The sequence below is a fragment of the Methylobacterium segetis genome, from assembly GCF_004348265.1.
Lineage (GTDB): Bacteria > Pseudomonadota > Alphaproteobacteria > Rhizobiales > Beijerinckiaceae > Methylobacterium > Methylobacterium segetis.
The window spans coordinates 18,887-43,433 of the sequence record NZ_SMNT01000055.1 but is presented as its reverse complement, the minus strand read 5'-3'; the positions used below and the strand labels follow the sequence as shown (position 1 = coordinate 43,433).

Here is a 24,547-nt window from a genome sequence, read left to right as displayed (position 1 = left end):
CCCCGCAGGCCACGGCCGAGCCGGTGCGCCGCGGCGGCGCGGGCTTCGGCTCGCTCCTCGCCGCCAGCCTGCTCGGCGGCGTGATCGGCGCCGGCCTCCTGCTCGCGGTCGAGCAATCGGGCGTGATCCCGAACCGCGGCGCCCAGCAGCAGAATGCCGCCCTCGACCAGCGCCTCGCCGGGCTCGCCCCCCGCGACGCGATCGCCGGCCTGGAGAAGCGCGTCGCGGCGAACGAGGCCGCGCTGAAGCCGCTGCCGGAGGCCGTGCGCAGCGCGGAGGCCCAGGCCAGGCAGGCCCTCGACAAGGCGGGGGCGGCCCCGGCCGCGCCCGGTGCGGAGGGGGCGCCCGCCGCCTCGACGGCCGCGCCGGCCGACCTGATCGCCCGGCTCGACAGCCTCGACCAGCGCGTCTCGGCCCTGCAGGAGGAGCCCGGCCGTGAGCAGCCGGGGGACGCGAAGCTGACGACGCAGCCGGCGGGAGACGGCAACCAGAAGGTCGCCGCCCTCGACGCCCGCCTGAAAGCCCTCGAGGACAGGCCCGAGGCGAAGCCGGCGGGCAACGACCTCGCGCCCAAGCTCGCCGCGCTGCAGGCGGACGTCGAGTCGCGCATCAAGGCGAATGCGGAGGCCGACCAGGCCATCAGCCAGCGCCTCGACGGGCTCCAGCAGGCCCTCGACTCCCGCGTCAAGGCGGCGACCGAGGCCGTGCAAACCGCGACCCAGGCGGCCCAGCAGGCGGCCGAGGCCGGCAAGGTGCAGGCCCAGGAGACCGCCAAGGGCCTGGAGCGCCAGCTCCAGGAGCAGCAGGACCGGCTCGCCGCTCTCGACAAGGCGGTCGCGCAGCGCGCCGAGGCCACCACCGTGCAGGCGGCCCTGCGCGTCGTCACCGCCGACCGGATCGCCACCGCCCTCAATACCGGCGCGCCCTACGCCGAGCCCCTCGGCGTGCTGCGCAAGCTCGGGGCGGGGGATGCGAGCCGCCTCGACGCGCTCGGCCCCTTCGCCGAGGGCGGCGCCCCGAGCGCGGCCGAACTCGCCGCCGAGTTCCGGCCGATCGCCCAGAAGATCGCGGCGAGCCGCCGTTCGGCCGAGGCGAGGGACGTGGCGGAGACGGGCGACCTGAAGCAGCGCTTCCTCAGCATGGCGGATTCGATCATCCAGGTCCGGAAGGTCGATGCCCCCCCGGCCGAGGCGGCAGGGGGCGACCCCGCCGCCAAGGTCCAGGCCGCCCTCGACCGGGGCGCGCTGCGCGAGGCCGCCCAGGCCTTCGACGCGATGCCCGAGGATGCGCGCGCCCAGGCCGGCGGGTTCGGCCCGAAGCTGAAGGCCCGGGCCGCCGCCGCGCAGGGAGCGCAGGCGCTCCTCTCGGACGCCTTCAAGAGCCTTCCGGCCCCGGCTCCCCAGGCCGCCCCGCCCGAGGCCGGCCGCTGAGGCGCTGCCCCGATCGATCCATGAGGCCGGCTTGCGCCGGCCTCGCCCGTGTTTCACGCGTTGACGAGCCTCTCGCAGGCGCCTGACAGGAGTTCCCGATCCCATGTGGCGCGCCCTCGCCTTCCTGGCCCTGCTAGCCCTCGCCGCCTTCGGGGCGGTCTGGATCGCCGACAGGCCCGGCACGGTCACCATCGTCTGGAACGGCTACGAGGTGGCCACCAGCCTCGCCATCGCCCTCGTCGGCGTGCTGGTCGCCGCCCTGGTGATCGGCTTCATCTGGGCCATCGTGCGGGGCGTGATCGGCCTGCCGGGCTCGATCGTGCGCGGCTCGCGGGAGCGGCGCCGGGCCAAGGGCTTCACGGCGCTCTCCCGCGGCATGGTCGCGGTCGGCTCCGGCGACCCGCTGGCCGCCCGCCGCCATGCGGGCGACGCCGAGCGCCTCCTCGGCGCCGAGCCCCTGGCGCTGCTCCTGAAGGCCCAGGCCGCCCAGATCTCGGGCGACCGGGAGGCCGCCGAGCAGGCCTTCCAGCGCATGGCGAACGACCCCGAGACGCGGGTGCTCGGCCTGCGCGGCCTGTTCGTCGAGGCCCGCCGCCGCGAGGACGAGACGGCCGCGCGCGCCTACGCCACCGAGGCCGCCCGCCTCGCGCCGAGCGTCACCTGGGCGAACGAGGCCGTGCTGGAGGCGCAATGCGCGGACGGCGACTGGGCGGGTGCTCAGGAGACCGTGGAGCGCCGCGCCTCGCTCGGGCTGATCGAGAAGGGCTCGGCCCGCCGCCAGCGCGCCGTGCTGCTCACGGCCTCCGCCCAGACCCGCGAGGCGGGCGAGCCCGAGATCGCCACCGATCGGGCGCTGAGGGCCGTCAAGCTCGCGCCCGACCTCGTGCCGGCCGCCGCCATCGCGGGGCGGCTCCTCGCCCGCACCGGCGACCTGCGCAAGGCCGCCAAGATCGTCGAGGCCGCCTGGAAGGCGAACCCGCACCCGGACCTCGCCAAGGTCTATCTCAACCTGCGCACGGGCGATTCCGTGCGCGACCGGCTGGCCCGCGCCGAGACGCTCGCCAAGCTCTCCTCCTGGCACCCCGAGGCGCGGCTCGCGCTGGCCCAGACCGCCTACGAAGCGCGGGAATTCGGGCAGGCCCGCGAGGCGCTGCAGCCGCTCCTCAACGACCGCCCGACCGTGCGCGCCTGCCTGACGATGGCGCGCATCGAGGAGGCCGAGCACGGGGCGGGCTCCGGCCGCGCCCGCGAATGGCTGGCCCGGGCCGCGCACGCCCCGCGCGACCCGCTCTGGATCGCGGACGGCATCGCCTCCGAGACCTGGGCGCCGGTCTCCCCGGTGAGCGGGCGCCTCGACGCCTTCGAGTGGAAGGCGCCGACCGAGCTGCTGGCCGGCCCCGGCAGGGGCGATCCCGCGGGCGAGTTCAGGGAGGACGTGACCGGGGATCTCGACGACCGCGGCGAGAGCCGCCCGGCCGCCCCGCTCGCCACCGCCGCGCCCGCCGCGACGACGGGCGCATCCGCGGCGCCGGCGGCCGAGGCCGCGAAGCCCGCCGCCGCGGCACGGCCCGAGACCGCCGCCCCGCTCGCGGCCGGCACCGCGACCCCCGTCGTGCTGCCTCTGCCGCGCACGCCGGACGATCCGGCTGCCGGCCCCGAGGAGGCGGAGGCGAAGGCCCGCCGGTTCGGCTGACGCCGGGCCGCCCCGGCGCGGGCCCGGCGGATTCACGAAAGCGGCGCGACGCTGGCGCCTCGAGCGCGGGTCCCGTCTCGTTCGAGAGAGGGACAGGGTGAGGGGTTCGACCTCTCCCGGACGGGGGGGAGGCCGGGCTTCTGTGACGAGACGGGCTGGCGCAGGGCGGGACGCCGCCCCGCGCACCCGCTTAAAGGTCGATTCACGCAACGCGCTTAGCCTTCGGTTACTCTAGTTCCGCGTACCCGAAGTGCCATGCCCTCATCCGCCGACGATGCGCCGGACCTGTCCGGGCTCATCGAACTGTCGCGCATCGAGCATCTCGACCTCAAACCCGTGGTCCTGCGGGTGCAGACGGACCTGTTCCTGCAGGCGGCGCGGCGGGACCGGGCGGCGACTGAGGCGTTTTCGTCGCTGGCCTGCGGGCTGATCCCCACCGTCGACGACGACACGGCCGCCATCGTCGCGCGCAAGCTCGCCCCCTTTCCCGAGACGCCGGAGCCGGTGCTCCTCAGCCTCGCCCGCCGCGGCGGCGCGGTGCGGGACATCGTCGTGGCGCGGGTGCCGCGCCTGACCACGCCGCTGATCGAGGCGGCGGAGGCGGACGGGACCGACATGGGGCCGGCACTCGCCGCCCGCACCGACCTCGGCCGCGCCACCGCCACCGATCTCGCGGGGCGCGCCGACCCCGCCGTCGACCTCGCCCTGGCGCGGAACATCGGCACCCCACTCTCTGGCGAGGCCCTGACGCGGCTCCTGGTGCGGGCGCGCAAGAATCCGGACCTCGCCGCCGCGCTCCTCGCCCGGCCCGACCTCGCCCCCGCCGAGGTGGCGCCGCTCTACCTGCACGCGGATGCGGAGCGCCGGGAGGCGATCGCCGCTTCGGTCGCGGCCACCGCCGCCCTGCGCCCATGCCCGCCGCCGCCCCGCGAGGCCGGGGCCATCCTGACCGGGTTGTCCGCGAGCCACGATGTCGGCGGGTTCGTGGCCGCCCTCGGCGACATCCTCGGCCTGCCCAAGGCCTTCCTCTCGGCCGCCCCCGACCCGGCGAGCCGCTACGACCTGCTGACGCTGGCGCTGCGCGCGGCGGACCTCCACGAGGAGGAGGCGGTCTACGTCTTCCTGACGCTGAACGAGACGGTCGCCCGCTCGGCCGAGCGCGTCTTCGAGCTGGTGCGCCTGTTCCGCACGATCCCGCGCGCCGCCGCCCGCGACCTCCTCTCGGACATCCTCGACGCGCCGCTGAAGGAGCGGGCCGCCGCGCCCGACGCCCACCGGCCCTACCACGCGCCGGAGACGGGCAAGGTCCGCCCCGCCGCCGAGCGCGCGCCGCTGCGCCCTGCCCTGCCGGGCCGGGTGCGCAAGACGTCGTGAGGGCCTAGCCCCGCACGATCGCGCGCAGGAAATAGACGAGACCGGTGAAGACGAGCAGGCTCGCGGCGTAGAAGGCCACGAACCAGAGGAGCCGCCACGCCTTCCCCCTCGGCGGGGCCGCGCTCAATGCCCGTAGCCGCCGGACTGGATGTCCTCGGCGACCTTCCCGCGGAAGACCCAGTAGGCGTAGGCCGTGTAGGCCAGCGTCAGCGGCATCACCACCGAGTAGCCGATCAGGGCGAATTGCAGGGCGCTCACCGCGTTCGCCGCCTGCCAGATCGTCATCTTCGGAGGCACGATGTAGGGGAACAGGCTGATCGCGAGCCCGAGGAAACCGAGCAGGAACAGGGCGATGGTGAGGAGGAAGGGCGCGATGTCCCGGCCCTCGTCGAGGGTCCGGTAGATGCGCCAGCAGACGAAGGCCGTCACCAGGGGCACAGGCGCCACGTAGAGCACGTTCGGCCAGGAGAACCAGCGCCACTGGATCTCGAGGCCGAGGAAGGGCACCCAGGCGGAGACGATCGCCATCGACAGGATGGTGCCGGCCAGGAACTGCTTGCTCTTGCGGCGCGACCAGATCTCGAGCTCGCCCGAGGTCTTCATCACGCACCACGTGGCGCCGAGGAGCCCGTAGCCGCAGACGAGGCCGATCCCCGTCATCACGCTGAAGGGGGTGAGCCAGTCGAAGGTGCCGCCCGCGTAGCCGCGCCCCTCGATGTGGAAGCCCTGGACGAAGGCGCCGAGCACCATGCCCTGCGCGAAGGTCGCGACGAGCGAGCCGTAATGGAAGGCGTAGTCCCAGATCGGCTGCGACTTCTCGGCCTTGAAGCGGAACTCGAAGGCGACGCCCCGGAAGATCAGGGCGATCAGCATCAGGATCAGCGGCAGGTAGAGCGCGGGCAGGAGGATGGCGTAGGCGACGCTGAAGACCGCGAACAGGCCGCCGCCGCCGAGCACCAGCCAGGTCTCGTTGCCGTCCCAGATGGGAGCGACCGAGAGCATCATCCGGTCCCGCCAATTGCCCCGCTCGGCCGCGGTGAACAGGATGCCGACGCCGAGATCGAACCCGTCGATGACCACGTACATGGCGACCGCGAGCGCGAGCAGGGCCGACCAGACCAGGGGCAGCCAGAAGGCCGCGCCCTCGTACTCCATGCCGAACCCGAACATGCCGACCTCGCCCCGCTCTCGTATCCGCCCCGGAGCAACCCTACACGCGGGGGGTCGGATCCGCCAAGATGTCGGATCCGCCAATGTCCCGGATCCGCGAAGATGCCGGCTTCGCCAAGATGCCCGGTTCGTGGGGGGGGCCTCAGCGCGCCTCCGCGCCGCGCCAGGACGGGCGCCGGTCGGCCTCGGCCAGGGTGTCGTGCGAGGGCGGCACCGAGAGGCGGCGCGTCAACTCGGCGAGGCCCTCGCGGGCGATGCGCTCGCGGGCCTCGGGCGGCAGGGCGTTGAAGGCGGCGGGCAGCGCCTCGGAGAGGGCGGGCACGGAGCCGGCGAGCGTCGGGGGCGCGGGCAGCGCGGGGGGCGAGCCGTCCTTGCGCAGGGCGAAGTAGGAGAGCGTGCCGATCACCAGCGCGGCGCGCAGAAGGAACGACATGGCAGCGGCATCCTCGCCCGGCCGCGGAGGCGGCCCGTCCGCGCCCGAGCCTCGCCGGGATTGGTGAAGCGGGCCTCAAGGCGGCGGGGAAATCCCGCCTCATGGTGAACGGAGCCGGCCGGCCCCGTTTCGGGCCGGCGCCGCGGCCGGGGCGGTTACCTTACGGAAAGCATCCGCAAAAAAACGACGGGTGTCCCGCAACACTCGCTTAAGCCGCCTCTGCGAACGTCAGGCTCAGTCGTGTGAAGTCGAGCGAAGGGGCGCGGAAAGGCCGGGAAGGCTATACCGCGCTGCGCGTGCCTGTATTGCGTATCCACACAGCCTTGACCACGCTCGTCGACGCGCGCCTCGCCGGCCTCGTCCACGAGTCGGTGATCGACGATCCCGGCGTGCGCTTCCGGCACGAGCGGTTCCTCGTCTCCCGGCTCGCCACCGGCGCGGTGATGATGGCGGCGCTGCCGCCCTACCTGCTCTGGCGCGGCGTGCCCTCGGGCATCGAGACGCTGGCCATCGCGAGCCTGTTCCTGCCTCTCTTCGCCGCCCTCCTCCTGTCGCGCACAGGCTCGCTCTGGAGCGCGCACGCTCTCTCCTCCGCCGGGCTGACCGGCCTCGTCGTCTGCGTGGCCGGCATGACCGGCGGCGCGAACTCGGCGGCCGCGATCTGGCTCGTGGCGATCCCGCTGGAGGCGGTCGTGTCCGGCTCGCGCCGGGCGACGGCGGCGGCCGCGTTCATCGCGATGCTCGGCGCCATCGCCGTCGCCTGCGGCGGCGCCTGGATCGCGGGGGCGCCCACGGTCGGCTGGTCGGCCGAGATCGCGATGCCCGTCTTCGCCATCACCGCGATCGGCCACGTGGCGGCGCAGGCGCTGGAGCACATGCGCAACGAGGGCAAGTGGCGGGCGCGGATGCGCGACAACGAGGCCCGGGACCGGATGCTGCTCTCGGCGATCGACGACCTCGTGACCTGGCACGATTGCAACGGCCGCGTGCTGGAGGCGAGCGCCTCGGCGTCGCGCTTCGTCGGCGCCGACGCCCTGCGCCTGCGCGGCCACGGCCTGCTCGACCGGGTCCACGTCGCCGACCGGCCGGCCTTCCTGCAGGCGATCAGCGACGTGGCCGCGCTCGGCCGGCCCGCGACCGTGCCCTTCCGCCTGCACCTCGAACCCGGCGCCGCCCGCGAGGACGGGGCCCGCATCATCCACGCCGAGATGCGCGCCCACCGCATCGCGAGCGAGGAGCCCGGCCTCCCGCCGACCGTGGTCGCCGTGACCCGCGACGTCTCCGAGCACCGCCGCCACGCCGCCGAGTTGGAGCGCGCCCGCGCCGAGGCCGAGCGCGCCGACGCGGTGAAGAGCCGCTTCCTCGCCAATGTCAGCCACGAGCTGCGCACGCCGCTCAACGCCATCATCGGCTTCTCCGAGGTGCTCGCCGGCGAGGGCGCGGTGACGCTCGGGCCGGAGCGGGCGCGCGAATATGCCGGCATCATCGGCGCTTCCGGCCAGCACCTCCTCGACGTCGTCAACACCCTGCTCGACATGAGCCGCATCCAGAGTGGCAATTTCGACTACCAGCCCGAGACGATCGACGCGGCCGCCCTCCTGCGGACCTGCTGCGACCTGATGCAACTCCGGGCCGACGCGGCGGGCGTGACGCTCGTGCGCAGCGGCTCCGCGCAGGCCGTCGAGATCACCGCCGACCCCCGCGCCTGCCGCCAGATGATGATCAACCTGATCTCGAACGCCGTGAAGTTCACGGGCTCCGGCGGCCGGGTCGAGGTGGGCCTGCGCCCCGTCGGCCAGCAGCTCCAGGTCGTCGTCGCCGACACCGGGATCGGCATCCGCGAGACGGACCTGCCGCATCTCGGCACGCCCTTCTTCCAGGCGGGCGGCGGCTACAAGCGCGCCCACGAGGGCACGGGCCTCGGCCTCTCCGTGGTGCAGGGCCTCGTCGGCCTGCACGGCGGCACCATCGCCATCGAGAGCGCCGAGGGCGAGGGCACCACCATCACGGTGACGCTGCCGCGCGATTGCCGCCGCGGCAATCCGGGTGGGGCGCCCGCGCCGATCACCACCGCCGTGCGCCGTCTGGCGCCGGCGCCCGCGCGGGCCGAGCCCGCCCTGGTGCGGCTCCCGCTCGGCCTGTTCGATGCCGGGCCGGCGCCCGCCGAGGCGATCGGGCTTCCCGAGGCGGTCGGCCGGGTGGCTCCCCCGCTGCGGCGGGCGGGATGAGCGGCGGCATGCGAGGGGAGCACGGGATGCGCGACAGCCAGAGGCCGCGGGACCCCCGCGAGATCACCGTGGCCGGAGAGGGCCGCCCCGCGGCCGGCGCGCGCCGCCGCGCCGCCGACCGGCCGCCGCCCGGCGAGATGCGCGCCGCGCTCACCGCCTTCGCCCGCGGCGTCGGCTCGGCCTGCCGGCGGCATCCCGGCGAGATGGCCGGATCGCTCCTGGCGGTCGCCGCCGCGGGCTATGTCGCGGTGAACGCGCTCGGCCTGCAGCAGGGCCGCCACCCGGCGCCGATCCTGCCGAAGGTCGCAGCCCGAGCGGAGCCCCCCGTGAAGAAGGCGGCAGCCGCCGAGCGGCCGGCCCCGGACAAGGCTTCGGCCGCGGCCGAGGGAGCCCGGGAGGCGCCGCGACCCGCCAGGGCCGCCGAGGCTCCGCAAAAGCGCGACGCGATCGGCGACCTGATCCGCTCGGACGAGACCACCGCCTCCGTGACGCCGAAGGCCGACGCCAAGGCGGACACCCGGACGGACGTGAAGGCGGACCGCTCGGTCATGCAGGCGCAGCGCGCCCTCCTGAAGCTCGGCTACGGCCCGCTGAAGGCGGACGGGATGATGGGCGCCAATACCCGCGCCGCGATCGAGAAGTTCGAGCGCGACCGCAAGCTGCCGGTGAAGGGCGAGGCCGCGGGCCGCACCCTGCGCGAGCTCGCCGCGCGATCCGGCCTGCCGCCGGGCTGAACCCTCCGCGGACGGTTGCCAGGCGCCGCCGTCTCGCGCATGCGGAAGGCTCCCGCCGACCCGCTCCGCGAGACCGCCATGCCGCGCCTGCGCTCCGATTTCTTCGTCTCGGCCCAGATCCGGCGCCTCGACGTCGCGGGCATCCCGGCGGTTCTGCGCCGCCGCGGCGCGGCCGAGGCCGGGGCGATCTTCGTGAAGGTCGACCGGCTCGACGGCACCGCTGACCTCTCCGGGCCGGCGCCCCAGGCGCTCTTCGACGCCGAGACCTCGGGGGACCGGCGCTTCGCGCAGCTGCTGGCGGGCGCAGAGCCCCTCGCCGTCGAGGAGCGCCTCGCCAGGGAGGCCCGCTTCGACGACGACCTCTGGATCGTCGAGATCGACGACCGGCAAGGCCGGCATTTTCTGGATCTGGCGGAGTGAGCCCGGGCCAGACCTCCGCGATCGGGCAGGCGCGTCGGAGATCGGGGCCGGTCCCTTCGGGAGCGCAGGAACCCGGCGCGATCTCATCGCCCGAGGTGCGTCACCCCCACAATTCCGCCTCCGGCGGGTGGATCGTGCTGCCCTCGAAGAGCAGGCCCGGCTCCCGGTCGCGGGCGAGCAGCAGGGGGCCGTCGAGGTCGACATACGCGGCGTGGTGGGCGAGCAGCATGGCCGGCGCCATGGCGAGCGAGGTGCCGACCATGCAGCCGACCATCAGGGAGAGGCCGCGCGCGCGGGCCTCGTGGGCGAGCATCACGGCCTCGGTCAGCCCGCCCGTCTTGTCGAGCTTGATGTTGATGGCGTCGTAGCGCTCGGCCACCGCGTCGAGGCCGGCCCGGTCGTGCAGGCTCTCGTCGGCGCAGATCGGGATGGGGCGCGGGATGCGGGCTAGGAGGTCGTCCTCACCCGCCGGCAGGGGCTGCTCGATCAGGCCGATTCCCGCCTCGACGCAGGCCGCGAGGTTCGCCGCGATCGTCGACTCGCGCCACGCCTCGTTGGCATCGACGATGAGGCGGGCTTCCGGCGCGCCGCGGCGCACGGCGGCGATCCGCTCCGGGTCGCCCTCGCCGCCGAGCTTCACCTTGAGGAGGGGGCGGTGCGCCGCGGCGCGGGCGGCCGCCTCCATGCTCTCCGGGCTGCCGAGGCTCAGCGTGTAGGCGGTGGTGGCAGGGCCGGGCGCCGAGAGGCCCGCGATCTCCCAGGCCGGGCGCCCGGCGAGCTTCGCCTCGAGGTCGAACAGGGCGCAGTCGAGGGCGTTGCGCGCCGCGCCCGCCGGCATCCGTTCGAGGAGGTCCGTGCGGGTGAGGCCGGAGGCCACCGCCTCGGCCTGCGCGCCGATCAGGTCGGCGACGCTCTCGACGCTCTCGCCGTAGCGGGCATAGGGGACGCACTCGCCGCGTCCGGCCAGCGTCCGCCCGCCCTCCTCGCAGGCGATGCTCGCCACCACCACCACGGCCTCGGTGCGGCTGCCGCGGGCGATAGTGAAGGCGCCCGCGATCGGGAAGCGCTCGACGGCGACGGAGAGGTGGCGGCTCACGCGGTCGCTCCTGCGGCGGAAAATTCGGCGACCAGACGGTCGACGAGGCTGTCGACACCGAAGCGCACCGGGTCCGTCGCCGGCAGATCGTGCTCGGCCGCGATCGCCTCCAAGATGCGGCGCGCCTCGTCCTCGGGCAGGGCCTGCGTGTTCACGGCGATGCCGACCGGGCGGATGCCGGGATTCGTCAGCCGGCCGAGCCGGATCGTCAGGTCGATCACCTCGATGATCGCCGGCAGCGGGTGCTCGACGCCGCGCATCTTGGTGCGCGTCGGCTCGTGGCAGACCACGAAGGCGTCGGGTTGCGCCCCGTGCAGCAGCCCCAGGCTGACGCCGGCGAAGGAGGGGTGGAACAGGGAGCCCTGCCCCTCGATCAGGTCCCAATGGTCCGGGTCGGCGGCGGGCGCAATCCACTCAACGGCGCCCGAGATGAAATCGGCCACCACGGCGTCGATCGCCGCGCCGCGGCCCGAGATGAAGACGCCGGTCTGACCCGTGGCGCGAAAATCCGCGTCGAGGCCGCGCGCGCGCATGCCGCGCTCCAGCGCCAGCACCGTGTACTTCTTCCCCACCGAGCAATCGGTGCCGACGGTGAGCAGGCGCCGGCCCGGCCGCTTCGTGCCCTTGCCGGTGGCGAAGGTCTCGGTGGTGTGGCGGACGTCGTGGAGCCGGCGCCCGTGGGCCTTGGCCGCCTCCGCGATGGCGGGGACGGAGCCGAGGCGCACGTGCAGGCCGCTCGCCACGTCGAGGCCGGCCTCGAGCGCCGCGACGATCTCGGCTACCCAATGGTCGGGCAGGGTTCCGCCCGCGTTGACGACGCCGATCACCATCGTGCGGCAGCCGCGCTCCACCGCCTCGGCGAGCGTCAGGTCGGGAATGCCGAGATCGGCCGCGCAGCCGGGCAGGCGCAGCTGCCCGACGCACCAGTCGGGGCGCCAGTCGACGATGCCGTAGGCGGTCTTGGCGGCGAGGCGGTCCGGCACGTCGCCGAGGAACATCAGGTAGGGGGTGTCGATCTGCATCGGTCTCGCTCGCCCGAGGACGCCCGCTTCGGGGTCCCCGCCTCTATGCGGGATCGCGGGCGCGAAGGCCAATGCAGGTTGCCGGCCAGGGGCTTCGGATTCCCCGCCCGCGCCCGAAATCGCGCGCGCCGAAATCGCGCCTTCGGCTTGAGCCGCGGGCGGCAAGATGGCAATCCGGATCTGCCGAAACGTCCCGGGTCGCGGGCGTCGGTGGAGGGCACATCCCCGCATGAAGATGTACGGCAACTGGCGCTCGGCCGCGGCCTTCCGGGTGCGGATCGCGCTCAACCTCAAGGGCATCCCCTACGAGGAGACCTTCATCGACCTCGACGCGGGCGACCAGCACGCGCCGGATTTCCGCCGGATCAATCCCCAGGGGGCGGTCCCCGCCCTGTTCGACGGCGAGGGGCCGCCGCTGACGCAGTCGCTCGCGATCCTCGACTATCTGGAGGAGACGCATCCCGCGGTGCCGCTGCTCCCGGAGGATCCGCGGGCCCGTGCCCGGGCGCGCTCGCTCGCGCAGGTCGTCGCCTGCGACACCCACCCGCTCTACGTGCCGCGGGTGCGCAATTACCTGATGCAGGCCTACGACCTGCCGAAGGAGCGGATGATGGGCTTCGTGCGCCACGCCTTCGAGACGGGGCTGACGGTGCTGGAAACCCGCCTCTCCACGGAGGACGGCACCGGGCGCTACTGTCAGGGCGACCGGGTTAGCCACGCCGACCTCTGCCTCGTGAGCCTCTGGGTCGGCACCGGCATCTTCGGCGTCGCGCAGGAGCCCTACCCGACGGTGCGGCGCATCGCCGAGACCTGCCTCGCGGAGGAGGCCTTCGCCAAGGCCCACCCGCTGCGCCAGCCGGGCGCGCCGGCCTGAGGCGCGACGCGGGACCGGATTGGAATTTTTCTCAAACTCGTGCCTAGGCTGGCATCGGCCTCGCATCGCGGCGCGGCCGCGGATGGACGGGGCGGCCGAGCCTGCCGCACGCTGAAACGGGACGGGAGTGCGTATGGTACCGGGCGAGAACGAGGTTGGCCTTCACCGGATCGTGGTCGTCGGCGGGGGCGCGGCCGGGCTGCAGCTCGCGACGAAGCTCGGCGAGAAGCTCGGGCGCCGCCGCAAGGCGCATGTCACCCTGGTCGACCGGGCGCGGACCCACATCTGGAAGCCGCTCCTGCACGAGGTCGCGGCGGGCAGCCTCGATGTCGGCCACCACGCCGTCGACTACCTGCACCACGCTCACGAGCACCATTTCCGCTACCGGATCGGCGAGATGACCGGGCTCGACCGGGCCAGCCGCACGATCCAGCTCGCGGCGAGCCTCGACGCGGAGGGGCGCGAGGTGACGCCCGTGCGCTCGATCTCCTACGACACGCTGGTGATGGCGGTGGGCTCGACCACCAACGATTTCGGCACGCCGGGGGTGAAGGACCACGCCATCGCCCTCGACACGCAGGAGCAGGCGGTGCGCTTCCAGCAGCGGCTGATCAACGCGATGCTGCGGGCGCACACGCAGACCGGGCCGGTCCGGCCGGGCCAGCTCCACGTCACCGTGATCGGCGCGGGCGCGACGGGCACCGAGCTCGCCGCCGAGCTCCACCGCACCACCCGCCAGGTCGCCTCGACGGGCCTCGACCGGATCGACCCGGCCAAGGACCTCAAGATCACCCTGGTGGAGGCGGCCGAGCGCATCCTGCCCGCGGTGCCCGCCCGGCTCTCGGGCGAGGTGATGGCCCTCCTCGACAAGATCGGCGTCGAGGTGCGCACGAATGCCCGCGTCACCGAGGTGCGGGCGGACGGCGTGCAGCTCGCCGACGGCGGCTTCATCCCCTCCGAACTCGTGGTCTGGGCCGCGGGCGTGAAGGCGCCCCCCTTCCTGAGCGAGATCGGCGGCCTTGAGACGACGCGCACCAACCAGCTCGTGGTGACGCCCACCCTGCAGACGACGCGGGACCCGGACATCTTCGCGATCGGCGACTGCGCCTATCTCGTGGAGCCGGGCACGAACACGCCGATCCCGCCCCGCGCCCAGGCCGCGCACCAGCAGGCGAGCTACCTGATCAAGCAGATCCCCAACAAGATGGCCGGCAAGGCGCTGCCGCCCTTCAAGTACCGGGATTTCGGCTCGCTTGTGTCCCTCGGCGAGTACTCGACGGTCGGCAACCTGATGGGCTTCATCCAGGGGAAGAACATGTTCATCGCCGGGCTGTTTGCCCGGATGATGTACCGCTCGCTCTACAAGATGCACGAGCAGGCGCTGCACGGGACCTGGAAGACCGCCCTCGACGCGCTGGCCCGCGCCCTGACCCGGCGCACCGAGCCGCGGGTGAAGCTGCACTGAGCGCGCTCCTCCCCCCGTTCGTCCTGCCCTATCTGTCGTGAGCGCGCCGGCGCGGACCGGCGCGACCACGAGGAAACGACCATGATCCTGATCAGCGTCCTGTACCCGGGCGGCGCCGGCACGAAGTTCGACATGGACTATTATCTCGGCCACCACATGCCGCTGGTGCGCGAGCGCTGGCGCCCGCTGGGCCTGCACGAGGCGAAGGTGGTGCGCGGCACCGGCACGCCGGACGGCGGCCCCGCCCCCTATCAGGTGATGGCGCTCCTCACCTTCGACTCGGCGGACGCCTTCAAGGCCGCCGTCGACCGGCACGGGGACGAGATCTTCGGCGACATCCCGAAATTCACCGACGTGCAGGCGGTGGTGCAGCTCAACGACTTCCCGGAATAGACGCGGGCATGATCGACATCATCAAGCAGATCCAGGAGCGCAATCCCGCGCTCGGCTCGACCATCATCGTGCTGCGCCCCGATTCCCGGGCGCTCGCCGAGCCGGAGCGGCTGACTCCGGAGGCGGCGGCCTGGATCGCGGAGCGGGCGCCCGGCGCCCGCCTCTCGCGGGAGACGGTCCTGCTCGCGCCCTATCCCGGCGGCGTTCCGGCCGAGCGCACCGTCACGGTGCTCGCCTTCGCGGATTCGACGCATCTCGCCGCCTTCGCGACGGCCTGGACGGCCGACCCGGAGCCGGAGGAGGCGGACGAGGCCGCCCCGGCCTGAGGGACGGGCCGCGGCGCCCCGTCAGGCCGCCGCCTGCAATTCCCGGATCGCGGCGAGCGTCGCCGTCCGCAGGGTCTCCAGGCGGCGCAAGGGCACGACGAGATCGGCCCCCGAACCGGCCGCCGTCTCGATCTCCCGGCAGAGCACGGAGAGGCCCGTGAAGCCGAGGACGCCGGCCGCCGAGACCATGGCGTGGGCGTCGTGGGCGATCTGCGCGCGGTCGGTCTCGCCGGGGCGGAAGCGCTCGCCGAGCTCGCCCGCGAGCAGGGACAGCAACCCCTGGAGGCGCACCGGCCCGATATTCTCCTCCAGGGTGGCGAGCGCGGTCCGATCGATCGCCGCCGCCGCCCCGTCGTCGCCGCGCCCGGGGCCGGACCAGCGCGCGATCGTCGCGAACAGGTCGGCGCGCCGGAACGGCTTGCCGACATGATCGTCCATGCCGGCCTCGCGCAGGGCGGCGATCTGCTGGGGCAGGACGTTGGCCGTCATCGCCACGATCGGCACGCCGCGGGCCGGCGAGGCCAGGGACCGGATCCGCCGCGTCGCGGCGAGGCCGTCCATGCCCGGCATCTGCACGTCCATCAGGACGAGATCGTAGCCCGTCCCCGCCTCGGCCTCCCGCTCGACCGCGGCGACCGCCTCCGCGCCGTCGCCGGCCACGTCGACACGGAAGCCCTGCGCCTCGAGCACGGAGCGGGCGAGTTCCTGGTTGATGAGCACGTCCTCCACGAGGAGGATGCGCAGGGGCACCCCCTCGCGCGCCGGCGCGACCGGCCCGGACAGGGCCGGCGCCTCCGCGGGTCGCGCCTCGCCGCGGGGCAGGCTGAGGGTGAACCAGAAGGTGGAGCCCGCGCCCTCGCGGCTCTCGACGCCGATCTCCCCGCCCATCAGGGTCAGGAGGTGGCGGCAGATGGCGAGGCCGAGGCCGGTGCCGCCGAAGCGCCGGCTGATCGAGCCGTCGACCTGGCTGAAACGCTTGAAGAGGCGCTTCTGGTGCTCGGGCGCGATGCCGATGCCCGTATCCGTCACCTCGAAGCGCATGCGCTCGCCCGCCGGCCCGATGCCGCAATGGCGGACGTTGAGGGCGACAGAGCCGGACGGCGTGAACTTCACGGCGTTGTTGAGGAGATTGAGCAGGACCTGCCGGAGGCGCTGCGCATCGCCGACGACGTAGTGCGGCAGGGCGGCATCGAAATGGGCCTCGATCCGGAGCCCGCTCTTGAGGGCGCTCCCGCGCACGATCGCGACCGTGCTGTCGATGAGCGGCAGCAGGGCGAAGGGCACGGGGTCGAGGCTGAGCTGGCCGGCCTCGATCTTCGAGAAGTCGAGGATGTCGTTGACGATGGTGAGGAGCGCGGTGCCCGAATCCTGCACGAGCTCCAGGCGGCGGCGGCCCTCGGGGCCGAGATTCGGCTCGTCGAGGAGGAGGTCGGCGTAGCCGATGATGCCGTTCAGAGGCGTGCGGATCTCGTGGCTCATCGCGGCGAGGAACTCGCTCTTGGCCGCGCTCGCCCGCTCCGCCTCCTCGGTCGCGGCGCGCAGGGCCGCCTCCGCGCTCTTGCGCTCGGTGATGTCGAGATGGAGCCCGACCATCCGGTAGGGCTGGTCGTCGGCGCCGAACAGGGTGCGGCCCCGTGCGTAGATCCAGCGCTCGCCGACGCGGAACTCGGTGGCGTAGGTCGTGCGGGTATCGATCGCGCGGCGCACCGCCTCCCAGGCCCCCGGCGCGTCCTCCGGGTGCAGCAGCGCCGTCCATTCCGCCGTGGTGATGCCGCGCGTCTCCCAAGCCTCGGGCAGGCCGTACATGCGCAGGCTCTCCGGCGACAGGAGGCTGAGACCGCTGCGCATGTCGAAGTCCCAGGTGCCGGCATCGGCCGCCTCGAGGCCGATGTGGAGGAGGTCGCGCGCCTCCTCCTCGGCGATCCGGGCGGTGACGATGTCGTCGATGTCCAGCGCCGTGCCGAGCCACTCGACCGCGCCCCCCTCCTCGCCCGGGTGGTGCACGGGCGTCATCGCGAGCTTGTGCCAGCGATAGGCGCCGTCGTGCCGGCGCAGGCGCCACTGCCCCGAGAACCCCTCCCCCGTCGTGACGGCGCGGCGCCAGGCCGCCTCCATGGCGGACGCGTCCTCCGGATGGTTGCGGGCGATGCGCGCCGCACGGGCCGTGCCGAGCGGGCCGTAATAGGCCTCGAAGCAGGGATTCGCGTAGGTCGCCTCCCCGTCCGCCGAGCGCATGGTCCAGACGAGGAGCGGCAGCGTGTCGGCGAGGCTGCGGTAGCGGATGTCGCTGCGGCGCAGCTCGGCCTCCGCCCGGCGGCGCTCCGTCACGTCGATCAGGATGCCGAACAGGCTCTCGGGCTGTCCCCGCCCGTCGCGGCGGCAGGTGCCGCGGACGATCACGTTGCGGTAGGTCCCGTCGGTCCGCAGGATTCGCGCCTCGAACTCGAAATCGGCGCCCCCCGCGATGGCGTCGCCGGCGAGGGCGACGAGACCGGCGCGCTCGTCGGGGTGGTAGAGTTCCGAGAAGACCGAGAGATGGGGGGGCGCGCTGCCCGGGTCACGGCCCGTGATGCGGTAGAGCCCCTCCGACCAGACGGGCTGCCCATCGGCGAGGTCGACCCGCCAATGGCCGACATGGGCGAGCTGCTCGGCCATCGTCAGCAGCCGGTTCGCGTTGGCCTGCACCCCCTCGCGCCGCGCGATCTCGGCGGCCTGCTCGGTGATGGTGGCCTCGTGGGCGATGCGGGCCTCGACCTCGGTGCGGTGCCGGACGTTGGCCCGGTGCAGGCGCAGATGCGCGACCACGATGCAGGCGAGGTCGGCGAGCGCTGCCGCGTCGGCCTCCGAGAAGGCGCGGGGCTCCACGTCGATGAGGCAGAGGGCTCCGACCCGGATGCCGTCCGCGAGGATCAGCGGCGCGCCGGCGTAGAAGCCAAGGCTGCCCTCGCGGATCAGCGCCATGTCCCGGAAGCGCGGGTCGCGGCGCAGGTCCGGCGCGACGAGGACCGCGTCGGTCCGGATCGTGTGGTGGCAGAGGGTCGCCTCGCGGGGCAGTTCCGACGGGACCAGGGCGCAGCCGGTCTTCAGCCACAGCCGGTCGGCATCGATCAGCGAGACGTAGGCCGCGCGGACCCCGAACAGGCGCTCGGCGGTGCGGCAGACGGCGTCGAAATGCTCCTCGTGGGGCGTGTCGAGGATCTGCAGATCGTGCAGGGCCGCGAGACGCTCCGCCTCGCCATGCAGCCTCGTCTCCACCGCTCCGCCCCGAATCACCGACATTCCCACTGAGCAACCTGTGCCGTGGACCACGGCGGAAATCAGCACACACTCCTGCGAGAAGTGCGGTCTGCCTGCCAGCGCAGGCGTGCCGCCTCCAGCGCCCATACCATCCCGAGCATCATGTAGACGTGGCGCCACTTCTCGATGTCGATCTGCACCGCCTGCACGAAGAACATCAGCAGGGCCGGCCAGACGATCTGCGCGTGCGCCCGGTGTGGCGTGTCCCGGGCCATCAGCCGGAAGCCCACGAAGCCCGTCGCGAGGACGAGGCCGAGGAAGGCGGCACCGCCGAGCCAGCCGCCATTGGCGAAGCTGCCGATGTAGGAATTGTGCGGCTCGAGGCCGAAGGTCAGGCGCCAGTGCATCGGCCCCATCCCCATCGGCATCCCGACGAGCAGGCCGATGCCGCGCAGCTGGTTGCCGAACCGGCCGGTCTCGCCCTCGTCGTAGGACTGGGTCATCGCGGCCCGCGTCTCGAACATCTGCGCCACGTGCTCGACCGAGAGGAGCGCCAGGATCGCCACGATGCCGAGGACGGCGGTGAGCAGCGTCAGCCCGACGATGCGGCGGCGCAGGCGCGGCGCGCCCGCGTAGACGGAGGCGACCATGACGCCGACCGCGACGGCGCTGCCGCCCCAGGACCCGCGGGAGAAGGAGAGGAAGATGCCCGCCAGGATGACGAGGAGGGCCGCGAGCGCCAGGACCGGGCGCCGCACGCTGCCCGTGAGCAGCCCGTGCATGAGGTAGAGCGCACCGAGGGTGAGGAAGGAGCCGAACACGTTCGGATCCTGGAAGGTGCCCGAGGCCCGGCCGTATTTGTAGAACAGGTCCTCGATGCCGATGAGATCGAGGTAGCCGACGATGCCGAGCGACGCCGAGAACACGCAGCTCGCCGTGTACGCCTTGAGCGCCAGCTCCATGCGCGCGCCCGTCTCATCCGAGAACAGCACCGCGAAGAACAGGCAGGTGGCGACGAGATAGGCGAGCTGGATCGTCCAGGTCAGGGGCACCGGCTCGTTCAGGTAGGGGATCAGCGCCGCGACGATGGCCGCGAGGTAGAGGAGGAGGAGGGCGGCGAGCGGCAGGACGCCCCGGTGCAGGCGCAGGCCGAGGCAGGCCCAGAGCAGCATGGTCGGGATCGCCACCACGTCGTAGGGCGAGGTCTCCGAGAAAGCGAAGCAGGCGAAGAAGATGAAGGCGGCGAGCAAGGCGCCTGCGAGCCCGCGCAGGGCGACGAGGACGGGCACGCCGGCCCAGGCGCCCGCGTCGGAGGACGCGCCGGCAGGCGACGGGGCGAGGGTGGACGCCATGGGTCACGCGACTCCGCGGGCCCGATACGCCGGCCCGGCTCAGGGGAGCTTGGCCCGAAAGGGTTGATTTTCGGCTGACGGGCGGCCCCGCGTGAAAGGCGCCACCCGGCGCGGCCAGCCAGGTGCCGGGCTCCTCAGCTTGGTGGCGCGGCTCCGCTTCCGCCTCGTCAGCGCGGCTTGATGTTCTCAGGCCGACGAGGGGATGCAGGCGTGAAGGGCCGAATCGATACCCATAGAGCGATCATTCCGAATACAGCGAACCACGACCCCAGTATCGCTCCGAAAGCACCGCGCCAAAACGGATTCCAGCCATCCATGTACCTGAGGTGCGATGTGTTTCTCACCCACTCCGGATCAGCAACGCGCTCAGCGTTCAGCAGCAGGAAAAGCGCGCACAGGATCAGAAAGATCGCGCGGCAAAGCCACGTGGCGCGCTGTCTGATCGTCTGAGGATGGCTATCCGGTTCAATGAGGGGCACTTACGCATCTCGGTCTCAGTGAGTGTAAGTCAGAGGCTAGTCGTGACCGATCAACATCCGATTTCCACTCAGCGGCGACCTTAAGCGTTCTCGTCACGCCCGGCAGGCGAGAAACCCGTCCCGGATGCCCGCGGCGTCGAGGTTGCGGCCGATGAAGACGACACGGGAGACGCGCTTCTCGTCGGCGCCCCAATCGCCCTGCAGGTCGCCGTCGAGGATCATGTGCACGCCCTGGAAGACGAAGCGCTTCGGCTCGTCGGGGAAGGCGACGATGCCCTTGCAGCGCAGGATGTCCGGCCCCTGCTCCTGGGTCAGGTTCGAGATCCAGGGCATGAACTTCTCCGGATCGACGGCGCCGTCGAGGCTCGCCGAGACCGATTGCATCTCGGCATCGTGGTGATGGTGGTGGCCCTCCTCGAGGAACTCGGGCTCCACGTCGAGGATGCGGCCGAGGTCGAAGGCGTTGCGCTCCAGCACGGCGTCGAGGGGCACGGCGCAGTTCTGCGTGCGGTGGAGCTGGGCGTAGGGGTTGATGGCGCGGATCTCGCCCTCGACCCGGTCGAGGTCGGCTCCCGAGACGAGGTCGGACTTGTTGAGCAGGATCACGTCCGCGAAGGCGATCTGGTTCTTGGCCTCGGGCGCGTCCCTCAGGCGGTCGGAGAGCCACTTCGCGTCGGCCACGGTCACCACGGCGTCGAGGCGGGCGGCATCGCCGACATCCTGGTCGACGAAGAAGGTCTGGGCGACGGGGGCGGGGTCGGCGAGGCCCGTGGTCTCGACGATGATCGCGTCGAACTTGCCGCGCCGCTTCACGAGCCCGTCCATGATGCGGATCAGGTCGCCGCGCACGGTGCAGCAGACGCAGCCGTTGTTCATCTCGAACACTTCCTCGTCCGCGCCCACGACGAGGTCGTTGTCGATGCCGATCTCGCCGAACTCGTTGACGATGACGGCGTAGCGCTTGCCGTGGTTCTCGGTGAGGATCCGGTTGAGGAGCGTCGTCTTGCCCGCCCCGAGATAGCCGGTGAGCACGGTCACGGGGATCTTGGGCGCGGAATCGGTCGAGACGTCGGACATGGCAGCTCTTCGGTGCGGGCTCGGCCCGTGCGTCGGGCGGGGACGGGGTTGTTATATTGTGTCAGCGGCCGCGGATGGAAGGCGCCGGGCGCGGGCTCCGGGCCGGCGCGCGCCTTCCCCGGCCGCTCGCCCCGGGCATCGCCCGGTCCTCATGCCTGGGCTGCATGGAATCCGCCATCCGGGGCATTTGACGGCATGGACCGGGGATGGTTGTCAGGGACCGTGCGAGCCCGGCACAAGCGGGGCGCCGCGGTGACTGTCCTCCGAAAGGCCCGAGGCCGATGCTCTCCGCCCTGCTCCCCGTCGCCCTCGCGGCTCTCGCCGGCGCCAGCATCGTCGTGCAGCAGGTGCTGAACGCCAACCTCCGGACGGCCCTGAACTCGGCCGCGTGGTCGGGCTTCACGAGCTACCTCGTCGGCGTGGCCTGCATGGCGCTGCTGGCGCTGGCGCTGCGCGACCCCCTCCCCTCGGCGAGCGTGGCGGCGCGGATCCCGTGGTGGGCCTGGAGCGGCGGCCTGTTCGGCGCGATCTTCATCGGCCTCGCCATCCTCCTCGTGCCGCAGCTCGGGGCCGCGACGTTCATCGCGCTCCTCGTCACCGGGCAGATGCTCGCCTCGGTCACCGCCGATCATTTCGGGTGGCTCGGCCTCGCCCAGCGCGCGCTCGATCCGCCGCGGCTCCTCGGCGTCGCGCTGCTGATCGGCGGCGTGCTCCTGATCCGCCGCTGAAGGCGGCTGTGGATCGGCCCGCCCCGGCGCGCTCGCCGGAAGCGCGCGGGCGCGTATTCGGCTATGCATCCTGCAAACAGCGAGGCCGCCCCGGTTCGGCCGACGCAACAGAGGGAGCGGGATGAGCGCCATTCTGGAGTTCGAGCGGCAGCAGCGCGACGCCAAGCTGGAGGAGGTGCGGCGCCTCGCGGAGGATCGTCCGGACGGAGCCGCCAGACGGGCGCACGAGGCGCTCACGCATGTCGTGCGCCTGCGCGCCTTCATCGCGGAAGGCCGGGTCCGGGCGCTCGAAGCGGGCTCCCACCCGCACAAGCCCTGCGGCGAGCCGCGCTATCCGGGCAGCAACTGAGGCGCTCAGGCCCGGCGGGCGGCCGGGGCGCGTTCCCCTCGATCCGGAAGGCCGCCTTCGTACCAACCCTTCGAGCGGTTCACGATCCAGACCACCGTCAACATCACGGGAACCTCGATCAGCACGCCGACCACCGTGGCGAGCGCCGCCCCCGAGTGGAAGCCGAACAGGCTGATCGCCGCGGCGACCGCGAGCTCGAAGAAATTGGATGCGCCGATCAGCGCCGACGGGCCGGCCACGCAGTGCTGCTCCCCGGCCACCCGGTTGAGCAGGTAGGCGAGCCCGGAGTTCAGGTAGACCTGGATGAGGATGGGCACCGCCAGGAGCCCGATCACCGCCGGCTGTGCCAGGATCTGCTCGCCCTGGAAGCCGAAGAGCAGGACCAGCGTGGCGAGCAGCGCCGCCAGGGAGACCGGGCCGAGCGTCCCGAGCAGCCGGTCGAGGGCCGGCTGTCCGCCCGAGGCCATCAGGCTGCGGCGCACGACCTGTGCGATGCCGACCGGAATGACGATGTAGAGCACCACGGACAGCACCAGCGTGCCCCACGGCACGGTGATGGCCGAGAGCCCGAGCAGCAGGCCGACGATCGGCGCGAAGGCGACCACCATGATGGCGTCGTTGAGCGCCACCTGGCTCAGCGTGAAGTGCGGCTCCCCCCGCGTCAGGTTCGACCAGACGAACACCATCGCCGTGCAGGGCGCCGCCGCCAGGATGATGAGGCCGGCGATGTAGCTGTCGATCTGCTCGGCCGGCAGGAAGGGCCGGAACAGGGAGCCGATGAAGAGCCAGCCCAGAGCCGCCATCGAGAACGGCTTCACCGCCCAGTTGACGAACAGCGTCACGCCGATGCCGCGCCAATGCCGGCCGACATGGCGCAGCGCGGCGAAGTCGATCCGGAGCAGCATGGGGATGACCATGAGCCAGATGAGGGCCGCCACCGGCAGGTTGACCTTCGCGATCTCGGCATCGGCGATCGCCTGGAAAACGCCCGGGAACCCGTGGCCGAGCGCGACGCCCGCCACGATGCAGAGCCCGACCCAGACGGTCAGGTAGCGTTCGAAGGTGGACATGAGCCGTCTCTCAGGCGGTGGCGACGCGGCGGCCGTGCTCGTCGATGACGCGCTCGCCGTCCTCCTTGACGAACTCGCCCTGCTGGGCCGGCAGGAGGTCGAGCACGGCCTCGGACGGCCTGCACAGGCGCACGCCCTTGGGGCTCACCACGAGGGGTCGGTTGATCAGGATCGGGTGGGCCTCGATCGCGTCGAGGAGCTGGTCGTCGCTCAGCGACGGATCGGCGAGCCCCAAATCGGCGTAGGGGGTCCCCTTCTGGCGCAGGAGATCGCGCACGGAGATCCCGGCCCGGCCGACCAGCTGGCGCAGGAGTGCCCGCGTCGGCGGGGTCTTCAGGTATTCGATGACGTGCGGCTCGATGCCGGCATTGCGGATCATCGCGAGCGCGTTCCGCGACGTGCCGCAGGCCGGGTTGTGATAGATGATCACCTCCGTCACGCGGTCGCTCCCTGGGGTTGGCAGCACGGTCCGAGGGCGGCGACGGCGGGCGCACAGACCTCGGGATGTCCCTGGCAGCAATCCTTCATCAGGAACGCGACGAGGCTGGACAGCGCCGGGTAGGCGGCGCCGTAGATGATCGAGCGGCCTTCACGCCGGGAATGGACCAGCCCGGCATGCTCCAGTTCCTTGAGGTGGAAGGAGAGGTTCGACGTCGACACACCGACCGCGCTCGCCAGCACGCCCGCCGGGAGCCCCTCCGGCCCGGCCTTGACCAGCACACGCACCGCGCGGAGGCGGTTCTCCTGCGCGAGGGCCGCGAAGGCAGCCAGGGCTTGCGGTTCATCCATCATCGGTTCAATATTTCATTGCTTATTGAAATTTAGATGACGGCGAGCCTGTGGACAAGCCGAAGCCGCTCTTCACCGATGGGATCCCGAACCTCGCGGAGCCGGTCTTCGCGGTGCCGAGGCCCGAGCACCTGAAGCCCCGCGAGACGGCCACCCATGCCCCGCGCTTCCTGATCCTCTACGGCTCCCTGCGCGAGCGCTCGTTCAGCCGCTTCCTGGCCCACGAGGCGGCCCGCCTGCTGGAGCGGATGGGCGGCGAGATCCGGATCTACGACGCCCACGGGCTCCCGCTGCCGGACGACGCAACGGCCGACCACCCCAAGGTGCAGGAGTTGCGCAACCTCTCGATCTGGTCGGAAGGCCAGGTGTGGGTCAGCCCCGAGCGCCACGGCAACCTGACCGGCGTCATGAAGAGCCAGATCGACTGGCTGCCGCTGAGCGAGGGAAGCGTGAGGCCGACGCAGGGGCGGACGCTCGCGGTGATGCAGGTCTCGGGCGGCTCGCAGAGCTTCAACGCGGTGAACGCCCTCCGGGTGCTCGGGCGCTGGATGCGGATGATCACCATCCCGAACCAGTCCTCGGTGCCGATGGCGTTCCAGGAATTCGACGAAGCGGGGCGGATGAAGCCGGGCCCCCTCTACGACCGCGTGGTGGACGTGTGCGAGGAGCTGATGAAGTTCACGCTGCTCACCCGCGAGCGGGCCGACTACCTCGTGGACCGCTACAGCGAGCGCAAGGAGCGCGCCCCGAAAGATTGGGACAGGATCGGCGCCGATCTCGGTCTCTCGACCTCGGGCCGCTGACGCTC

At 72.6% G+C, this 24,547-nt stretch carries 24 protein-coding genes; 13 read left to right on the top strand and 11 right to left on the bottom strand.

Annotation, left to right across the window (positions count from 1 at the left end; genetic code table 11):
• The 3 genes from E1J50_RS27345 to E1J50_RS15230 all read left to right on the top strand — a co-directional run.
• Nucleotides 1-1,430: COG4223 family protein (locus E1J50_RS27345; protein ID WP_425374937.1), on the top strand; the 1,430-nt coding region annotated here is incomplete at its 5' end.
• A gap of 103 nt (nt 1,431-1,533) precedes the next feature.
• A complete protein-coding gene (locus tag E1J50_RS15235) occupies nt 1,534-3,123 on the top strand; it encodes a heme biosynthesis protein HemY (RefSeq protein WP_132254689.1) in 1,590 nt (529 codons plus the stop codon).
• 255 nt (nt 3,124-3,378) lie between these two features.
• Nucleotides 3,379-4,497: a DUF2336 domain-containing protein gene (locus E1J50_RS15230; RefSeq protein ID WP_132254688.1), complete on the top strand. Its 1,119-nt coding sequence runs from the start codon at nt 3,379-3,381 to the stop codon at nt 4,495-4,497.
• A 4-nt stretch (nt 4,498-4,501) separates the two neighbouring features.
• Here the strand turns inward: E1J50_RS15230 and E1J50_RS28345 are convergent, their stop codons facing one another.
• The 3 genes from E1J50_RS28345 to E1J50_RS15220 form a co-directional block, all read right to left on the bottom strand.
• A complete protein-coding gene (locus E1J50_RS28345; RefSeq protein WP_281024572.1) occupies nt 4,502-4,624 on the bottom strand; it encodes a hypothetical protein in 123 nt (40 codons plus the stop codon).
• Nucleotides 4,621-5,667, bottom strand: a complete 1,047-nt coding sequence (gene cydB / locus E1J50_RS15225; RefSeq protein WP_132254687.1) for a cytochrome d ubiquinol oxidase subunit II — start codon at nt 5,665-5,667, stop codon at nt 4,621-4,623. Before cydB ends, E1J50_RS28345 begins: the two co-directional genes overlap by 4 nt.
• A 142-nt stretch (nt 5,668-5,809) precedes the next feature.
• Complete coding sequence (locus E1J50_RS15220; RefSeq protein ID WP_132254686.1) at nt 5,810-6,100, bottom strand: hypothetical protein; 291 nt, start codon at nt 6,098-6,100, stop codon at nt 5,810-5,812.
• 296 nt (nt 6,101-6,396) lie between these two features.
• On the opposite strand from E1J50_RS15220, the gene E1J50_RS15215 reads away from it, so the two are divergent.
• From E1J50_RS15215 to E1J50_RS15205, 3 genes are all read left to right on the top strand, one after another.
• Nucleotides 6,397-8,328, top strand: a complete 1,932-nt coding sequence (locus tag E1J50_RS15215; protein ID WP_245516592.1) for a sensor histidine kinase — start codon at nt 6,397-6,399, stop codon at nt 8,326-8,328.
• 26 nt (nt 8,329-8,354) lie between these two features.
• Complete coding sequence (locus E1J50_RS15210) at nt 8,355-9,062, top strand: peptidoglycan-binding domain-containing protein (protein ID WP_132254684.1); 708 nt, start codon at nt 8,355-8,357, stop codon at nt 9,060-9,062.
• Nucleotides 9,063-9,140: 78 nt separating this feature from the next.
• Nucleotides 9,141-9,482: a DUF1491 family protein gene (locus E1J50_RS15205; RefSeq protein ID WP_132254690.1), complete on the top strand. Its 342-nt coding sequence runs from the start codon at nt 9,141-9,143 to the stop codon at nt 9,480-9,482.
• Between the two features lie 100 nt (nt 9,483-9,582).
• Here the strand turns inward: E1J50_RS15205 and dgcA are convergent, their stop codons facing one another.
• Both dgcA and dgcN read right to left on the bottom strand, forming a co-directional pair.
• Nucleotides 9,583-10,578, bottom strand: coding sequence for an N-acetyl-D-Glu racemase DgcA (gene dgcA / locus E1J50_RS15200; RefSeq protein ID WP_132254683.1), 996 nt, complete (start codon nt 10,576-10,578; stop codon nt 9,583-9,585).
• Nucleotides 10,575-11,600: an N-acetyltransferase DgcN gene (gene dgcN, locus E1J50_RS15195; protein ID WP_132254682.1), complete on the bottom strand. Its 1,026-nt coding sequence runs from the start codon at nt 11,598-11,600 to the stop codon at nt 10,575-10,577. The genes dgcA and dgcN overlap by 4 nt, the downstream gene beginning before the upstream one ends.
• Nucleotides 11,601-11,829: 229 nt before the next feature.
• On the opposite strand from dgcN, the gene maiA reads away from it, so the two are divergent.
• The 4 genes from maiA to E1J50_RS15175 all read left to right on the top strand — a co-directional run bounded on the left by maiA (nt 11,830) and on the right by E1J50_RS15175 (nt 14,658).
• Nucleotides 11,830-12,474 carry a maleylacetoacetate isomerase gene (gene maiA / locus E1J50_RS15190; RefSeq protein ID WP_132254681.1) on the top strand — a complete coding sequence of 215 codons (645 nt, stop codon included), beginning with the start codon at nt 11,830-11,832 and terminating at the stop codon, nt 12,472-12,474.
• A gap of 133 nt (nt 12,475-12,607) precedes the next feature.
• Entirely contained in the window at nt 12,608-13,939 is a 1,332-nt protein-coding gene (locus E1J50_RS15185; protein ID WP_132254680.1) for an NAD(P)/FAD-dependent oxidoreductase, read from the top strand.
• A gap of 81 nt (nt 13,940-14,020) precedes the next feature.
• Nucleotides 14,021-14,332, top strand: coding sequence for an EthD family reductase (locus E1J50_RS15180; protein ID WP_132254679.1), 312 nt, complete (start codon nt 14,021-14,023; stop codon nt 14,330-14,332).
• An 8-nt stretch (nt 14,333-14,340) separates the two neighbouring features.
• Nucleotides 14,341-14,658, top strand: a complete 318-nt coding sequence (locus E1J50_RS15175; RefSeq protein ID WP_132254678.1) for a hypothetical protein — start codon at nt 14,341-14,343, stop codon at nt 14,656-14,658.
• 21 nt (nt 14,659-14,679) lie between these two features.
• On the opposite strand, the gene E1J50_RS15170 is transcribed toward E1J50_RS15175, so the two are convergent.
• The 3 genes from E1J50_RS15170 to E1J50_RS15160 form a co-directional block, all read right to left on the bottom strand.
• On the bottom strand, nt 14,680-17,937 hold the full coding sequence (locus tag E1J50_RS15170; RefSeq protein WP_132254677.1) for a PAS domain-containing protein: 3,258 nt from the start codon (nt 17,935-17,937) through the stop codon (nt 14,680-14,682).
• Nucleotides 17,938-17,975: 38 nt separating this feature from the next.
• Nucleotides 17,976-19,247: an O-antigen ligase family protein gene (locus tag E1J50_RS15165; protein WP_132254676.1), complete on the bottom strand. Its 1,272-nt coding sequence runs from the start codon at nt 19,245-19,247 to the stop codon at nt 17,976-17,978.
• 572 nt (nt 19,248-19,819) lie between these two features.
• Entirely contained in the window at nt 19,820-20,803 is a 984-nt protein-coding gene (locus E1J50_RS15160) for a CobW family GTP-binding protein (RefSeq protein WP_132254675.1), read from the bottom strand.
• Between the two features lie 281 nt (nt 20,804-21,084).
• On the opposite strand from E1J50_RS15160, the gene E1J50_RS15155 reads away from it, so the two are divergent.
• Nucleotides 21,085-21,531, top strand: coding sequence for a DMT family transporter (locus tag E1J50_RS15155; protein ID WP_132254674.1), 447 nt, complete (start codon nt 21,085-21,087; stop codon nt 21,529-21,531).
• A 121-nt stretch (nt 21,532-21,652) separates the two neighbouring features.
• On the top strand, nt 21,653-21,880 hold the full coding sequence (locus tag E1J50_RS15150; protein ID WP_132254673.1) for a hypothetical protein: 228 nt from the start codon (nt 21,653-21,655) through the stop codon (nt 21,878-21,880).
• Between the two features lie 5 nt (nt 21,881-21,885).
• Here the strand turns inward: E1J50_RS15150 and arsB are convergent, their stop codons facing one another.
• The 3 genes from arsB to E1J50_RS15135 are packed head-to-tail and all read right to left on the bottom strand — an operon-like array spanning nt 21,886 to nt 23,742.
• Nucleotides 21,886-22,950, bottom strand: a complete 1,065-nt coding sequence (gene arsB, locus E1J50_RS15145; protein WP_132254672.1) for an ACR3 family arsenite efflux transporter — start codon at nt 22,948-22,950, stop codon at nt 21,886-21,888.
• A 10-nt stretch (nt 22,951-22,960) separates the two neighbouring features.
• Nucleotides 22,961-23,389, bottom strand: coding sequence for an arsenate reductase (glutaredoxin) (gene arsC, locus E1J50_RS15140; RefSeq protein ID WP_132254671.1), 429 nt, complete (start codon nt 23,387-23,389; stop codon nt 22,961-22,963).
• Nucleotides 23,386-23,742, bottom strand: a complete 357-nt coding sequence (locus E1J50_RS15135) for an ArsR/SmtB family transcription factor (protein WP_132254670.1) — start codon at nt 23,740-23,742, stop codon at nt 23,386-23,388. Before E1J50_RS15135 ends, arsC begins: the two co-directional genes overlap by 4 nt.
• A 47-nt stretch (nt 23,743-23,789) precedes the next feature.
• Between E1J50_RS15135 and arsH the strand changes: the two genes are divergently transcribed.
• Nucleotides 23,790-24,542, top strand: coding sequence for an arsenical resistance protein ArsH (gene arsH, locus E1J50_RS15130; protein ID WP_132254669.1), 753 nt, complete (start codon nt 23,790-23,792; stop codon nt 24,540-24,542).
• The last annotated feature ends 5 nt before the right edge of the window (nt 24,543-24,547 follow it).

Bases quoted from the DNA above. Each gene is read 5' to 3' on its own strand.
- E1J50_RS15180 (WP_132254679.1), top strand. From the start codon at position 14,021: ATGATCCTGATCAGCGTCCTGTACCCGGGCGGCGCCGGCACGAAGTTC.
- E1J50_RS15165 (WP_132254676.1), bottom strand. From the start codon at position 19,247: ATGGCGTCCACCCTCGCCCCGTCGCCTGCCGGCGCGTCCTCCGACGCG.
- E1J50_RS15160 (WP_132254675.1), bottom strand. From the start codon at position 20,803: ATGTCCGACGTCTCGACCGATTCCGCGCCCAAGATCCCCGTGACCGTG.
- E1J50_RS15235 (WP_132254689.1), top strand. From the start codon at position 1,534: ATGTGGCGCGCCCTCGCCTTCCTGGCCCTGCTAGCCCTCGCCGCCTTC.
- arsB (WP_132254672.1), bottom strand. From the start codon at position 22,950: ATGTCCACCTTCGAACGCTACCTGACCGTCTGGGTCGGGCTCTGCATC.
- E1J50_RS15170 (WP_132254677.1), bottom strand. From the start codon at position 17,937: ATGTCGGTGATTCGGGGCGGAGCGGTGGAGACGAGGCTGCATGGCGAG.
- E1J50_RS15135 (WP_132254670.1), bottom strand. From the start codon at position 23,742: ATGATGGATGAACCGCAAGCCCTGGCTGCCTTCGCGGCCCTCGCGCAG.
- E1J50_RS15185 (WP_132254680.1), top strand. From the start codon at position 12,608: ATGGTACCGGGCGAGAACGAGGTTGGCCTTCACCGGATCGTGGTCGTC.
- dgcN (WP_132254682.1), bottom strand. From the start codon at position 11,600: ATGCAGATCGACACCCCCTACCTGATGTTCCTCGGCGACGTGCCGGAC.
- E1J50_RS15155 (WP_132254674.1), top strand. From the start codon at position 21,085: ATGCTCTCCGCCCTGCTCCCCGTCGCCCTCGCGGCTCTCGCCGGCGCC.
- E1J50_RS15205 (WP_132254690.1), top strand. From the start codon at position 9,141: ATGCCGCGCCTGCGCTCCGATTTCTTCGTCTCGGCCCAGATCCGGCGC.
- maiA (WP_132254681.1), top strand. From the start codon at position 11,830: ATGAAGATGTACGGCAACTGGCGCTCGGCCGCGGCCTTCCGGGTGCGG.
- E1J50_RS15175 (WP_132254678.1), top strand. From the start codon at position 14,341: ATGATCGACATCATCAAGCAGATCCAGGAGCGCAATCCCGCGCTCGGC.
- E1J50_RS15230 (WP_132254688.1), top strand. From the start codon at position 3,379: ATGCCCTCATCCGCCGACGATGCGCCGGACCTGTCCGGGCTCATCGAA.
- cydB (WP_132254687.1), bottom strand. From the start codon at position 5,667: ATGTTCGGGTTCGGCATGGAGTACGAGGGCGCGGCCTTCTGGCTGCCC.
- E1J50_RS15150 (WP_132254673.1), top strand. From the start codon at position 21,653: ATGAGCGCCATTCTGGAGTTCGAGCGGCAGCAGCGCGACGCCAAGCTG.
- E1J50_RS15210 (WP_132254684.1), top strand. From the start codon at position 8,355: ATGCGCGACAGCCAGAGGCCGCGGGACCCCCGCGAGATCACCGTGGCC.
- E1J50_RS15220 (WP_132254686.1), bottom strand. From the start codon at position 6,100: ATGTCGTTCCTTCTGCGCGCCGCGCTGGTGATCGGCACGCTCTCCTAC.